The organism is uncultured Sulfitobacter sp. (assembly GCF_947499945.1).
Taxonomy (GTDB): Bacteria; Pseudomonadota; Alphaproteobacteria; order Rhodobacterales; family Rhodobacteraceae; genus Sulfitobacter.
Window position 1 is genome coordinate 77444 of the sequence record NZ_CANMQD010000004.1, and the last position, 13672, is coordinate 91115.

Here is a 13672-nt window from a genome sequence, read left to right on the forward strand (position 1 = left end):
CCATGGGGATTACAGAGCAACTCGTTAAATTCAGCACTATGGAGGTGGCCGAGGAGGCTGCTGCGATGATGCGACTGTCGCTATTTGACTGGGCGGCCTGTGGGAGTATGGGCGCGGCCGAAACCGAGTTTGCAGCCTTTCGTCAGGCGCAAATCATCGAGGACGGACCCGCGCATGTGTTTGGCGGCGGGGAGTTGGGCGCAGCCCAAGCGGCGTTGGTAAACGGTACACTGAGCCACGCGCTTGACTATGACGACACGCATTTCGCCCATATCGGGCATCCTTCGGTTGCTGTGTTGCCCGCCGTGATGGCACTGGCAGAGACGCTCGACACACCTTTGTCTGATGCGATTGATGCGGCCACCATTGGCGTTGAGGCTTCTATCATGGTGGGGGTCTGGCTGGGCCGTGACCACTACCAGATTGGCTATCACCAGACCGCCACTTCGGGCGCGTTTGGTGCAACACTCGCTGCTGCGCGGTTGCTGGGTTTAGACAAGGGCCAGACGCGCAATGCACTGGGGCTGTGCGCCTCAATGGCCTCTGGTGTAAAGGCGCAGTTTGGCACCATGGCAAAGCCGTTGAATGCAGGTCTTGCGGCGCGGACGGGTGTTGAGGCCGCCCTTTGGGCACAGGCTGGCATGACTGCGGCGGAGGATGGGCTGGCAGGACCGCTCGGCTTTGGTGCTACCCATCACGGTGAGGCCGCAGAAGTTAAACTGCCGCGCAAAGAGTGGCAGATCAACACGATCAGTCACAAGTTCCACGCCTGCTGTCACGGCCTTCACGCGATGCTGGAGGCCTTGGGCGGCGCGAATGTAGAGGCAGAGCGCATCGATGCGATTAAGATCCGCACCCATCCACGCTGGATGTCCGTGTGCAATATTGCCGCGCCTAAAACGGGGCTGGAAGTGAAATTCAGCTATGGTCATACGGCAGCAATGACGCTGCTAGGTCATGCCACAGGGGCCATCGCAAGCTACACGGATGAGATTGCACGTGACAAAGACATCATCGCTCTGCGTGAGAAGATCGAGGTGGTCGAGGACGAGAGTCTGAGCGAGACACAGTCGCTGATTACGCTGACGCTGGAGACAGGTGAAGTACGCCGTTTGCGTCATGATCTGATGACACCTATGACGCTTGAGACACGCAGCGAGAAGTTGCTGGCGAAAGTACGGGCGTTGCTTGGTGATGCTCGGGCCGTATCCCTGTGGCAGGCTGTCATTGGTTCGGATCTGGACGCTGTGACAGATTGTTTTACGGCAGCAGAATAGCAAAAGGGCGGCCCTGACAGGACCGCCCGTTCATCATTCGGATGACAGGAACCTAGCTGGTAATGTCATATGCCCGCTCGCCATGTACAGCGAGGTCAAGACCATTTACTTCGGTCTCGGCATCAACGCGCAACGGTGTGATCATGCGGCAGACGAGGATCAGGCCGACAGTCACAATAGTCGTATAAACGCCCACAATCGCAAGGGAGCCGAGTTGTGCTGCCCATGATCCTTGGCTGAAGGCCGCAATCATGATCGTGCCAAAGATACCGCCGACACCGTGTACGGCCATTACATCGAGTGTGTCGTCAATCTTGGCCTTGTTGCGGATCAGCACGACCGCTTCCTGACATAGAATACCCGCTACAGAGCCGATGAGCAGCGCCTCCCATGGCCCCACGAAGCCAGATGCAGGTGTTATGGAGGCCAGACCCGCAATCGTGCCTGTGACCAGACCGACAAGGGATGATTTGCCGAACTTGATCCGCTCCCACAAAATCCACGTTAGCGAAGCCGCAGCAGCAGAGATATGTGTGACTGTGATCGCCATAGCTGCGCCACCATCCGCAGCCAGTTGCGAGCCGCCGTTAAAGCCGAACCAACCGACCCAAAGCATCGCCGCACCGATCATAACCAGACCCGGGGAGTGCGGGGGCGTATGCTGGTTCTTGCGTGCGCCAAGGAAGATGGCGAGGATTATTGCAGCAAGGCCAGCAGTTTCGTGCACCACAATGCCGCCCGCAAAATCGCGCACGCCAACCTCGCCAAAGATGCCACCATCAGCCAGAAAACCACCGCCCCAGACCCAATGCACAACAGGCGCATAGCACAGCAGCATCCACAGGCCGGAGAAGAGCATGACAAAGCCAAAGCCGATCCGCTCAACATAAGCACCGACAATCAGCGCAGGCGTGATGATCGCGAAGGTCATCTGAAAGGCAAAGAAGGCAACTTCGGGCAGGGTGCCTGTCAGGCTGTCAGTCGTTACACCATTAAGACCGATTTTACCCAAACCGCCCCAGAAACCATTGGTTTCCTCGCCAAAGGCAATTGAATATCCGACGAGAAACCACAAAACGCTCATTAAACAGGCAATGGCATAACAATGCATGAACACGCTGAGTACGTTTCGGGCACGCACCAGACCGCCATAAAAGAGCGCAAGCCCCGGTAGTGTCATCAACAGCACCAAGGCCGTTGCAGTCATAATCCATGCAGTATCTGCGCCGTTCATTTCGTCTCTCCCAATGTTTTGCAGGGATAAAGCGCAGGGCAGGTGGCGCGAAAAGGGGCAATAGGCGCAACCTTGCCTAATATCGGAGCGTTTTTAAAGATGCTTTGTAAATAGGCTGAATTTTGAGGACTTGCCTGTTATTCGGGCGGTGCGCAAAGTGCTGCGTGCACAAGTTCTAGCGCATGATCACGGGCGGCAGCGCGAACATACTTACGCCCCAAAGCACCAAATTCTACAGTTTCAGTTTGCCACCCGCTTGGGCCCGCGATGCCGAAGCAGACGCGCCCTTCGGGTTTGTGTTCCGATCCTCCCGGACCGGCGATCCCCGTTAGGGAGACGGCAAGCTGCGCCTCGCTGTGGGTCAGCGCACCACGTGCCATTTGCTCGGCCACTTCCTCGGACACTGCGCCATGCGCTGCCAAAGTGTCTGCACCCACATCAAGCATCTGCATTTTTGCGGCGTTCGTGTAAGTGACAAACCCGCGCTCGAATACAGCAGAGGAGCCTGCCAGATCGGTCAAGGCAGCGGCGACCATTCCCGCCGTGCAGCTTTCAGCCGTAGCAATCATAATGCCCCGCGCCTTCGCCAATGCAAGGATTTCAGAGCGCATGGAAAACACCTGCCAGCAGCACGACACCAATCGCGGCAAAGACACCTGCAATTACATCGTCGAGCATAACGCCAAGGGCATCGCCGCGCCTATCGGCCCAGCCTATGATCCACGGCTTCCAGATGTCGAACAGACGGAACAGCGCAAAGGCCGCGATCCAGCCGGGCCACATAACAAGAATATCAATGTCCATGCGCCAGCTTGCGATGGAGAGCGGTAGCAGCGCGATCCACTGGCCCACCAACTCGTCAATCACGATCTCGGAGGGGTCGTGATCTTCACTCCCCGAAGTCATCTTGGACGTAGCCCACCACCCTTTGAAAAACGCGGCGACAATGCCCACAGCCAAAAGAGGAAAGCCGCCGATCACATGGAGCAACCATGCCCAAGGGAGTGCAACCGCCGAGCCCCAAGTGCCGGAGGCGGGGCGCATATAACCCACCCCCAGCACGGTCCCGATCATCCGCGCCAACATCATCATGACTTCACCAGTGTTGCAGTCGCCATACAGGCGATTCCTTCGCCACGGCCCGTAAATCCCAAGCGCTCCGATGTAGTTGCCTTGACGGAAACACGCGCCACGTCAATGCCAACCATCTCGGCCACCGCTTCGCGCATGGCGCTCGCGTGGGGTCCAACCTTTGGATGCTCACAGATCAACGTGCAATCCACATGGGTCAGGGTAAAACCTTCGTCTCGCGCCATCTGTGCCGCATGACGCAAAAAAATATGGCTCTGTGCGCCCTTCCATTGCGGATCAGAAGGCGGGAAATGGGTGCCAATGTCGCCTGCTGCCAGCGCACCATAGATCGCGTCCGTAATCGTATGCAGGCCTACGTCTGCGTCAGAGTGCCCTACAAGCCCCTTATTATGCGGGATTTTTACACCGCATAACATCACATGGTCGCCTTCGCCGAAGGCGTGCACGTCAAACCCGTTGCCTGTGCGTATGTCCATGCTCTTCTCCAATATGGCTCTGGCGCGGGCAAAATCGCCGCTGGTGGTAATCTTTATATTATCTGGGTCGCCTGCGGTTATAGCAACCGTCATCCCTGCCGCACGGGCGACAGCGACATCGTCGGCGGCAATGCCAGCATAAGTGTCATAAGCAGCCAGTAAAGCTTCGCGGTCAAACCCTTGTGGGGTCTGAGCCGCATATAGTCCCGTGCGGTCCTGTGTTCCTGTAACTCTATTATCCGACCCTGTCCAAAGCGCGTCTGTAACAGACAAACCTGGTGCAGCGGCGTCATGTGATTCAAGCGCTTTGATGACATCAGTTATGACAGCGGCACTTACGCAGGGGCGTGCGGCGTCATGGATCAAAACATGCGTGCAATCGGCCAGCACAACAAGCCCCGCACGTACAGAATCGCTCCGTTCCGCACCGCCCGCAGTCACAGTTATGCCCGCAGCTTTGAAACGTGGTGCTTCATGCATATCGTCCGCATGCAGCACGACCGCAATGTCATGGATACCAGCATGGGCCTGAAACGCTGTGATCGTATGGTCAATGACCCGCAACGCGCCCACGCTTTGCCACTGTTTGGGGCGCGGACCACCCGCGCGGGTGCCACGGCCAGCGGCAACGATAAGGGCGCAAACATGCATCGGGCTTCTTTCTCTCTGGATACCTTTGTCTTAGGTAATCCAACGGTGCGGCGCAATGCGGTGCTCGTGCCTAATTATTAGGCGAACAGTGGTGTAAGTGAGGCCTGTATCGGCGCCTTGTCATTGTGTATTGCGCTGGTTTGCTGTAACAAACTGCTATCTGATCATGATTTAAGCACCTGATGTATGACCTTCCCGCTAAACCTTACACCGCCTGTTTTTCTGGCCCCGATGGCAGGGATCACGGACCTGCCGTACCGGAGCCTCGTGGCTCAATTTGGTGCAGGTCTTGTTGTCTCCGAGATGATTGCTTCGGGCGAATGGCTCACGTCACGCCCGGGCACACGGGAGAAAGCCGAGCTTGGCCTTGGGGTTGAGGGCACTTCTGTACAGATTGCAGGGCGCGAAGCGGCACCGATGGCAGAAGCCGCAAAGATGATCGCGGCACAGGGTGCGCGGATTATCGACATTAACATGGGCTGCCCCGCCAAGAAGGTCACCCAAGGGGCGTCAGGCTCCGCTTTAATGAAAACGCCCGACCATGCCCTGCGGCTTATCGAAGCTGTGGTCGAAGCAGTAGATATCCCGGTCACGCTCAAGACGCGATTGGGCTGGGACGACGACATGCTCAACGCCGCCCCCATTGCGACAAGAGCAGAGGCGGCAGGGGTCAAGATGATCACGATCCATGGACGCACGCGATGTCAGTTTTACAAAGGCAGTGCGGACTGGGCGGCCATTCGCGCAGTAGTGGATGCAGTTGATATTCCAGTCGTGGCAAATGGCGATATTATCGACACCAAAACTGCGCAAGCCGCCTTGGCCCAATCAGGTGCACAGGGCGTCATGATCGGGCGCGGCATTCAGGGGCGGCCTTGGCTGCTGGCCCAGATCGCCCATGATATTTACGGCACTCCTGCGCCTGTGGTCCCCCAAGGCTCCGATTTTACGGCGATGGTGTTGGGCCATTATGAGGCAATGCTTCGATTCTATGGCACCAAGTTGGGCCTTCGCGTGGCCCGAAAGCATCTTGGCTGGTACATGGATCACGCAGGCACGCCCGACGCAGCACGGCGCGGCATTCTGACGGCAGTATCCCCCGAAGAGACAATGCTGCTTCTTCCTGCGGCGCTGAACTCCGACCTCCGGAATGCGGCGGCATGACGTCACCGCAAACTCATTCGCCATTGGGGCAAACCGAGCGAGCGCTTTGGGCGTCACTGCCTGTGCCCGCGATTTTAGTGGGCGGGGATGATACCATTCTCGATATTAACGCTGCCGCTGAGGGTTTCTTGAACGCGTCAGCCAAGTCGATGTCAGGCACGCCTGTTTGGGATGTAATAGCTGTAGATGCTCCGCTTGAGGATGCATTCGCCCGTGCGCGGACCTCGCAAACAGCGCTTTTTGTGAATGACGTGGATGTGGGCAGCGGTCAGCGTGCGCCGCTTCAATCGCAATTACAAATCGCACCGCTGTCCGGTGCTGATGGGGTAATGATCTTGATGATTTCCCCGCGGGAGCTAGCGGGTCGGATGACGCAAAACCAGTCGGTCAAATCAGCGGCGAAATCAGCGATCGGCATGGCCGAAATGCTGGCGCATGAGATCAAGAACCCGCTTGCAGGGATCACGGGGGCGGCGCAACTTCTGGGGATGAATTTGCCGCCGCAGGATCTCGAATTGACCGATCTGATTGTCGCAGAGAGCCGCCGCATCGTGAAGCTGCTGGAGCAGGTGGAGCAGTTCGGCAATCTGACAGTGCCTGAGCGCGGCGAAGTGAATTTGCACGATGTACTTGACCGTGCACGCCGCTCAGCGCTGCTTGGCTTTGGTGCGCAAATGAAGATTCTGGAAGACTATGATCCCTCGTTGCCGCTTGCATGGGGGGATAAAGACCAGCTTTTACAAGTGGTTATGAACCTGATCAAAAACGCCTCAGAGGCGGCAGGTAGCTCAGGTGGTACAATCCGTTTGCACAGCTACTATGAACATTCCTTCAGGCTGCGCCGCGCGGACGGGCAGGGGATCGCGCTGCCGCTCCAGATAGAAGTGATTGACGATGGTCCGGGTCTACCCGATGCCATTGCAGGAGATGTATTCGAGCCTTTTGTCTCGGGTCGCGAAAATGGCACGGGCCTTGGCCTCGCGTTAGTGAGCAAGATCGTGTCGGAGCATGATGGCTGGATTTCCGTCACCTCGACGCCCGGGCATACCGTTTTCCGTATCTCGCTGCCGCGTGCCGATGCCAGCACGGAAAAGAAAACCCGCACCCCGTCAAAGGAGAGTTAACACATGGATGGCACAATTTTGGTCGCTGATGACGACCGCACCATTCGCACCGTCCTTACCCAAGCGTTGACAAGGGCAGGATGCAAAGTGCACGCAACGTCCAGCCTGACCACCCTCATGCGCTGGGTGGCGGAAGGGAAGGGCGATGTGGTGATCTCCGATGTGGTCATGCCTGATGGTAACGGCCTTGAGATGCTGCCCAAGATTGCGCAGGACCGCCCCGATCTGCCTGTCATTATCATCTCGGCGCAGAACACGATTATGACAGCGATCAAGGCGGCCGAGGCCAATGCCTATGACTACCTGCCAAAGCCTTTCGACCTGCCTGATCTGATGAAACGGACGGCACGCGCACTTGACCGAAGTGGCGCACCGCGCCGTGTGCAGGAGGAGGGGCCGCAAAAAGACGAAGACGATTTGCCGATGGTGGGCAAAACGGCAGTCATGCAGGCGCTCTACCGTGTTATTGCGCGTGTGATGAACACCGATCTGCCTGTGCTGATCTGGGGAGAAAGTGGCACCGGGAAATCCCTGATTGCTCGTGCAATCCATGACCTGTCGGACCGCCGTACCTTGCCCTTTGTCACAGTTACCGAAGCAGAGCTGCGCGATATAGAAGGCCCTGCGCGGGTTTTGGCGCGGGTCCGTGGCGGCACACTACTCATAGACGAGATCAGCGACATTTCGGGCGAAGTACAGGCGCGGGTTGCGCGGATGATGGACGCCCAATCAGACAATGCGCCTCGTTTTATGGCCACGTCCCAACGCGATCTGGGGGCTGATGATGCAAAGGATGCCCTGCGCCGTGATCTGTTCTACCGCATGTCAGGCGCAACACTCCATGTACCAGCCTTGCGCGACAGGGTTGAGGATATCCCGCTTCTGGCGGCGCATTTTTTGGAGAAAGCGGATAGTGCCGCTGGTGCGCCTCACGCTTTGTCGGAGAGCGCAGCAAAGATATTCACTAACTACCCATGGCCCGGAAATGTACGCCAGCTTGAACACGCCATGCGCCAATTGGCCCTGACAAGTCGCGCTGCCGAGATTTCAGGCACCGAGGCCGAGCAGGTCATCGGTGGGCAGGCGGGGCCAGCGCCCACTCGTACCACGGGCGGCAGCGACAAGTTGAGCGCAAGTGTCGAACGCCACGTAAAGCGGTATTTTGAGCTGCACGGTAATATGCTACCGCCATCAGGCGTGTACCAGCGTATTTTGCGCGAGGTTGAAGCGCCACTGATCGAGGTCGCCCTTGCCGCTACGTCAGGAAATCAGGCAAAATGTGCCGAGCTTTTGGGAATAAACAGAAATACTTTGCGAAAGAAGATCACTGACCTCGAAATAGAGGTTACACGCGGTCGCAAAATGATGTAAAACTGTCACATAAGCGTGGCCATCAAGGAACATCCCTTGTTAGGACCACATAATACGGCGGTACGGTGCGTTTGCACCACATCAGGTAAGGACGCGCGGCGTGGCAGCAATCACACGCAACACTTGGCTTGTCCGGCTGTCGCGGTTGCGGCGGATGAGGCGTGTGCGCACGCTCATGACATTCGGCCTAGTGGTGCTGGGCCCCTTACTGGCGCTTGCGACCTATTTGGCGCTTGGGCCATTGGATCAGGGCAGCACCGACACCTTACGCCTCATTCTCCTTCTGGACCTTATTTACATTCTGCTGGTTGCGGCCCTTGTGTTGTCTCAGGTTGCACGGCTCATCGCGGCGCGGCGGGCAAAGTCTGCGGGATCGCGCCTTCATTTGCGTCTAACCGGGGTCTTTGCGCTGATGGCGCTGATTCCAACTGTATCTGTTGCGGTTTTTGCGGTGCTGACGATCAATGTCGGGATCGAGGGCTGGTTTTCGGAACGCGTGCGTGTGGTGGTGGGCAACTCGCTGCTTGCTGCCGAAGCCTACGCCGAAGAAGAGCGGGTCGGCCTGCGCGAGGATGCGCGCAGCCTTGCCCGTAGCATTGATCGTGCGCGCCGCGACGGCATCGCCCTCAGTGACAGCGAGCTGTTGGGCGAAGGGCAGCGCCAAATCCAGCGGGGACTGCGCGAGGCCTATATGATCGACGGCACTGCGGAGATTCGTGCACGCGGCGATCGCTCCTATCTGTTTGACTACGACCGCCCCACCGCCGAGCAGCTTGCAGGTGTGGGGACGTCGGATGTGCGCATCATTGAGGATTGGGCCAACAACGAGTTTCGCGCCCTGATCCGGCTGACCTCCTTCGTGGACCGGTTTCTCTATGTTAGTCGCGAGGTGGACGGTGAAATCCTGAGCCTGTTGGACGATACCCAAGAGACGATTCGCCTGTACCAACAGCTTGAGAGCGAACGGGGGCGAATGCTTTTCGAGTTTGGTCTGCTTTATCTCGCGTTTGCTGTAATTATTATTCTTGCGGCTGTCTGGCTGGGTCTGTGGTTTGCGGAACGGTTGTCGGGGCCTGTCGGGCGGTTGACCGGCGCGGCGCAGCGGGTGGGTGCAGGCGATCTGGATGTTCAAGTGCGCGAAGATGACGGCGATGACGAGATTGCCGAGCTTGGTAAATACTTTAACCAGATGACCAAGCAACTCAAAGGTCAGCGCAACACGCTTCTCGACAACACCCGCCAGATTGAGCGCCGCCGCCGTCTGTTCGATTCGGTGCTGAGTTCGGTGACGTCCGGTGTGGTCGGCCTTGATCCCGAGGGGCGCGTGACTTTCGTCAACCGCTCCGCGATGCGCCTGCTGGATTGGGAAGAGGATCAACAATCACTGGCTTTGGCTGTTGCTGTGCCCGAGTTTGGGCCGCTCTATGAAACCCTCACCACCACCGCGCAAGAGGCGGCCCAGCAAGAGGTTAAAGTCTCGCGTCAGGGGCGGATGGAAAACCTGCTGGTGCGGATGGCTACGCGGCGCACGGATGACGGGCGGCTTGAGGGCTATGTTGTGGCCTTTGACGATGTGACCGATCTGGTGAGTGCGCAGCGCATGGCCGCATGGGGCGATGTTGCCCGCCGCATTGCCCATGAGATCAAAAATCCGCTGACGCCGATCCAGCTCAGCGCGGAGCGGATCAAGCGCAAATTCGGCCCCAAGCTGGGAGCGGATCAGGACAGCCTTGACCAGATGACAGGCGTCATCATCCGCCAGACAGGCGATCTACGCCGCATCGTCGATGAATTTTCGAAATTTGCCCGTATGCCAGAGCCTGAGCGCCGAGACCAAGATCTCAGCCAGTTGGTCCGCGATGCTGTGCTGCTGCAAAAAACGGGCAGACCTGACATAAAACTCATATCTGACGTGCCTGCGGCAGAAATCCCCGCCCTTATCGATGGAACAATGATTACACAGGCCTTAACAAACCTAATCAAGAATGCGGGCGAAGCCATCGACACACTCAAAGAAGACGGCGCACCCGAGGGGTTGGTCCCCCAAGTTCATGTGACCATGACCACGGATGCAAGCACCGCGCATATCACCATCGCTGACAATGGCATCGGCCTGCCCGAAGACCGCGCACGCCTGTTCGAGCCTTATGTGACAACACGCTCCGAGGGGACGGGCCTCGGCCTGCCCATCGTGAAAAAAATTATCGAGGAGCATGGCGGCAGCCTGACTCTCACCGATGCACCTGTCTTTGACGGGCAAAACCACTTTGGTGCCATGGCAGTGATTACACTGCCGCTGGGCATCGACAATAATACGGGCAATGAGGAGAAAAATCATGAGTGACATTCTGATTGTGGACGACGAGCGTGATATCCGCGAGCTGATTTCGGATATTCTGAAGGACGAAGGTTTTGCCACGCGGCTGGCGGGAAACTCCGATGATGCCATGGCCGCCGTGAACGCCGAGCCGCCTGCGCTGATGATCCTCGATATTTGGCTCAAAGACAGCAAGATGGATGGTATCGACATCCTCAAAGTGGTGAAGCGGGACAATCCTGACGTGCCTGTCGTCATCATCTCTGGCCACGGCAACGTCGAGATTGCAGTCGCAGCGATTAAACAGGGTGCCTACGATTTCATTGAAAAGCCCTTTAATATCGATCAACTTATGGTTGTGATCCGCCGCGCGATGGAGACATCCCGCCTGCGTCGCGAAAACCTCACGCTCAAGCGCAAGGACCACTCCACCGCCGAGATGATCGGCAATTCGGGCGCGTTCCGAACCTTGGTGAGCCAGCTTGATAAGGTGACCAAATCCAATGGCCGCGTGATGCTGACAGGACCCGCTGGTGCCGGAAAAGAAGTGGCCGCGCGCTATATCCACACCAACTCAAACCGCGCTTCGGCCCCTTTTATTACCGTGAATTGCGCAGGCGTGGCCCCTGACAGGATGGAGGAAGTCCTGTTTGGCCGCGAAAGCCCTGAGCGCGGGATAGAGCCGGGTCTACTGGAGCAGGGTCATGGTGGTGTTGTGTATTTCGACGAAGTGGCTGACATGCCACTGGGCACGCAGTCCAAAATCCTGCGGGTATTGGTGGACCAGCAGTTCACCCGCGTTGGTGGAAATGACAAAGTGCGTGTCGATCTGCGGGTAATTTCAAGCACGAACAAAGACTTGTCGACCGAGATTGAAGCTGACCGTTTCCGCGAGGAGTTGTATCACCGCCTCAATGTTGTCCCTATTGCTGTGCCGTCCTTGGCCGAACGTCGCGAAGATATCCCCCTTTTGGCTGAGTATTTTATTGCCGAATTCAACAGCGCCCAAGGGTTGCCTTTGCGTGAGATCAGCGATGACGCCCAAGCATTAATGCAAACAATGGTTTGGCCCGGAAACGTGCGACAACTCAAAAATCTGGTGGAGCGTGTGCTCATCCTTGGCGAAGGGACGGCCCCCATCGAGGCCCGTGAATTGCCTGGTGAAGAAGACCACGCCGAAGAAGAGGGCCGCGTGGTGCTGTCAGGTGCCATGGCTAGTCTTCCGCTGCGCGAAGCACGTGAGGCGTTCGAACGGGAATATTTGCTCACCCAGATCAACCGTTTTGGCGGCAATATCAGCCGCACGGCCAATTTCGTCGGTATGGAACGCTCTGCGCTGCACCGCAAATTAAAGAGCCTCGGGGTGGTCACCTCCGCGAAGTCAGGCACACGCATCGCCCATGTAGACGAGGATTAAGACCTGAGGTCACCGGCAGGTCTTGCGGGGACATTTGAATTGACCCCGCAGGCCGCTTCTGACATCTCTTGCCCTATTCAGGCACGGGCGTGTCGGCGGTGTGCAGCACTGCCTGCGCAGCAGGAGATCTCCACATCATGAAAGTTATTATTTGCGGTGCAGGGCAGGTTGGCTGGCAAATCGCACGCCACCTCTCGGGTGAGCGGAACGATGTCACCGTGGTTGACAGCAACGCTGATCTCATCCGCCGCGCCACTGATACCCTTGATGTGCAAGGTGTAGCTGGGTTCGCCAGCTATCCTGACGTGCTGGATCGTGCGGGTGCGCGGGATGCCGATATGATCATCGCGGCCACACATTCGGATGAAGTGAATATGGTCACCTGTCAGGTGGCCCATTCGGTCTTTGGCATCCAGCGCAAGATCGCACGCTTGCGCTCGCAGTCCTATCTCGATGCGATTTATTCTGACCTCTACCGCCGTGATCACCTCCCCATCGACGTGGTTATCAGCCCCGAGCGTGAAGTGGCCGCGGCGGCGCTGCAACGCCTTGCAGCACCTGCGGCTTTTGACACCGAACTGTTTATGGAAAATCAGGCCCAGCTTTTAGGGATCACGCTGGACGATGACTGTCCCGTACTCAACACGCCCCTGCGCCAGTTGACGGATCTGTTTTCCACCCTGCGCGCCGTAGTTGTGGGTATCCGCCGCGAAGGAACGCTGTTTGCGCCAGAGCCGAAAGACCAGCTTTTTGCGGGCGATGATGCCTACATCTTTGTGCACCGCGACGACATTTCCCGTGCAATGGAGATTTTTGGCAAAACCACCAGCACCCAAGACCGCGTTGTTCTCGTGGGTGGCGGTAATGTCGGCCTATCCGTGGCCCTCACACTGGAGCGGCGGGCAAAACGCATCCGCACCAAAGTCATCGAGAAGAACCGCCATTGCGCGGAGCGTGCCGCCGAAGCGTTGGAGCGCACGATTGTCCTTAACGGCGACGGCCTTGATGCGGCATTGCTGGCGGAGGCGGGGATCAGCCGCGCCGATGCGATGCTTGCTGTAACCGACGATGACAAAACCAACATGCTGGCCTGTGTGCGTGCAAAGGCCGAGGGCTGTCCCTATGTGATTGCGCTGATCAACGACCCGACGCTGGTGCCGCTGATGCAGCCGCTGGGCATTGATGCCTATATCAACCCGCGCGCGACCACCGTCAGCTCGATCCTGCGCCACATCCGCCACGGACGCGTGCGGCAGGTCTATTCCATTGGCGATGCCGAGGCTGAAGTCATCGAGGCCGAAGTACTCTCGACTTCTCCAATTGCGGGCAAGAAAATCAACGAGATCGATTTCCCCGAAGGTGCGCTGGTCGGTGCGATCCGCAAAGGGGGCAAGATTACCCGCCCCATGGGCGACACCCGCATCGAGGAAGGGGACGTGATCGCCGTGTTTGTCTTGACCAAGGACGTGGCCCAGCTTGAACAGTTGATGCAAGTTTCGATCGACTTTTTCTAGGAAGGGCATCAGTGCCAAAAAAGACCACCTTTACG

Annotated in this window: 11 protein-coding genes; 7 read left to right on the top strand and 4 right to left on the bottom strand. The window is 57.7% G+C overall.

Annotated elements, in window-relative coordinates; genetic code table 11:
* Positions 1-2 precede the first annotated feature (2 nt).
* Complete coding sequence (locus Q0775_RS15905; RefSeq protein WP_298863079.1) at positions 3-1277, top strand: MmgE/PrpD family protein; 1275 nt, start codon at positions 3-5, stop codon at positions 1275-1277.
* A 52-nt stretch (positions 1278-1329) separates the two neighbouring features.
* Here Q0775_RS15905 and Q0775_RS15910 read toward each other — a convergent pair whose 3' ends face one another.
* The 4 genes from Q0775_RS15910 to Q0775_RS15925 all read right to left on the bottom strand — a co-directional run bounded on the left by Q0775_RS15910 (position 1330) and on the right by Q0775_RS15925 (position 4730).
* Positions 1330-2511: an ammonium transporter gene (locus tag Q0775_RS15910; RefSeq protein ID WP_298863082.1), complete on the bottom strand. Its 1182-nt coding sequence runs from the start codon at positions 2509-2511 to the stop codon at positions 1330-1332.
* Between the two features lie 137 nt (positions 2512-2648).
* Positions 2649-3122, bottom strand: a complete 474-nt coding sequence (locus tag Q0775_RS15915) for a CinA family protein (protein WP_298863087.1) — start codon at positions 3120-3122, stop codon at positions 2649-2651.
* On the bottom strand, positions 3112-3600 hold the full coding sequence (locus Q0775_RS15920; protein ID WP_298863818.1) for a phosphatidylglycerophosphatase A: 489 nt from the start codon (positions 3598-3600) through the stop codon (positions 3112-3114). Before Q0775_RS15920 ends, Q0775_RS15915 begins: the two co-directional genes overlap by 11 nt.
* Positions 3600-4730 carry a bifunctional 2-C-methyl-D-erythritol 4-phosphate cytidylyltransferase/2-C-methyl-D-erythritol 2,4-cyclodiphosphate synthase gene (locus tag Q0775_RS15925; protein WP_298863090.1) on the bottom strand — a complete coding sequence of 377 codons (1131 nt, stop codon included), beginning with the start codon at positions 4728-4730 and terminating at the stop codon, positions 3600-3602. The genes Q0775_RS15920 and Q0775_RS15925 overlap by 1 nt, the downstream gene beginning before the upstream one ends.
* A gap of 186 nt (positions 4731-4916) precedes the next feature.
* On the opposite strand from Q0775_RS15925, the gene dusB reads away from it, so the two are divergent.
* The 6 genes from dusB to trkA all read left to right on the top strand — a co-directional run bounded on the left by dusB (position 4917) and on the right by trkA (position 13637).
* Positions 4917-5894 (top strand): tRNA dihydrouridine synthase DusB, encoded by a 978-nt coding sequence (gene dusB / locus Q0775_RS15930; protein ID WP_298863093.1) that lies wholly within the window; start codon positions 4917-4919, stop codon positions 5892-5894.
* Entirely contained in the window at positions 5891-7018 is a 1128-nt protein-coding gene (locus Q0775_RS15935) for an ATP-binding protein (protein ID WP_298863098.1), read from the top strand. Before dusB ends, Q0775_RS15935 begins: the two co-directional genes overlap by 4 nt.
* 3 nt (positions 7019-7021) lie before the next feature.
* Complete coding sequence (locus tag Q0775_RS15940; RefSeq protein ID WP_298863101.1) at positions 7022-8389, top strand: sigma-54 dependent transcriptional regulator; 1368 nt, start codon at positions 7022-7024, stop codon at positions 8387-8389.
* Positions 8390-8543: 154 nt separating this feature from the next.
* Entirely contained in the window at positions 8544-10733 is a 2190-nt protein-coding gene (locus tag Q0775_RS15945; protein WP_298863819.1) for a PAS domain-containing sensor histidine kinase, read from the top strand.
* On the top strand, positions 10726-12123 hold the full coding sequence (locus tag Q0775_RS15950; RefSeq protein ID WP_298863104.1) for a sigma-54 dependent transcriptional regulator: 1398 nt from the start codon (positions 10726-10728) through the stop codon (positions 12121-12123). The genes Q0775_RS15945 and Q0775_RS15950 overlap by 8 nt, the downstream gene beginning before the upstream one ends.
* A gap of 137 nt (positions 12124-12260) precedes the next feature.
* Positions 12261-13637, top strand: coding sequence for a Trk system potassium transporter TrkA (gene trkA, locus Q0775_RS15955; protein WP_298863110.1), 1377 nt, complete (start codon positions 12261-12263; stop codon positions 13635-13637).
* The last annotated feature ends 35 nt before the right edge of the window (positions 13638-13672 follow it).

Excerpts from the sequence above, each read along its gene's own strand:
- Q0775_RS15950 (WP_298863104.1), top strand. The coding sequence starts at position 10,726 with ATGAGTGACATTCTGATTGTGGACGACGAGCGTGATATCCGCGAGCTG.
- Q0775_RS15920 (WP_298863818.1), bottom strand. The coding sequence starts at position 3,600 with ATGATGTTGGCGCGGATGATCGGGACCGTGCTGGGGGTGGGTTATATG.
- Q0775_RS15910 (WP_298863082.1), bottom strand. The coding sequence starts at position 2,511 with ATGAACGGCGCAGATACTGCATGGATTATGACTGCAACGGCCTTGGTG.
- Q0775_RS15935 (WP_298863098.1), top strand. The coding sequence starts at position 5,891 with ATGACGTCACCGCAAACTCATTCGCCATTGGGGCAAACCGAGCGAGCG.
- Q0775_RS15915 (WP_298863087.1), bottom strand. The coding sequence starts at position 3,122 with ATGCGCTCTGAAATCCTTGCATTGGCGAAGGCGCGGGGCATTATGATT.
- Q0775_RS15905 (WP_298863079.1), top strand. The coding sequence starts at position 3 with ATGGGGATTACAGAGCAACTCGTTAAATTCAGCACTATGGAGGTGGCC.
- Q0775_RS15945 (WP_298863819.1), top strand. The coding sequence starts at position 8,544 with ATGAGGCGTGTGCGCACGCTCATGACATTCGGCCTAGTGGTGCTGGGC.
- dusB (WP_298863093.1), top strand. The coding sequence starts at position 4,917 with ATGACCTTCCCGCTAAACCTTACACCGCCTGTTTTTCTGGCCCCGATG.
- Q0775_RS15940 (WP_298863101.1), top strand. The coding sequence starts at position 7,022 with ATGGATGGCACAATTTTGGTCGCTGATGACGACCGCACCATTCGCACC.
- Q0775_RS15925 (WP_298863090.1), bottom strand. The coding sequence starts at position 4,730 with ATGCATGTTTGCGCCCTTATCGTTGCCGCTGGCCGTGGCACCCGCGCG.
- trkA (WP_298863110.1), top strand. The coding sequence starts at position 12,261 with ATGAAAGTTATTATTTGCGGTGCAGGGCAGGTTGGCTGGCAAATCGCA.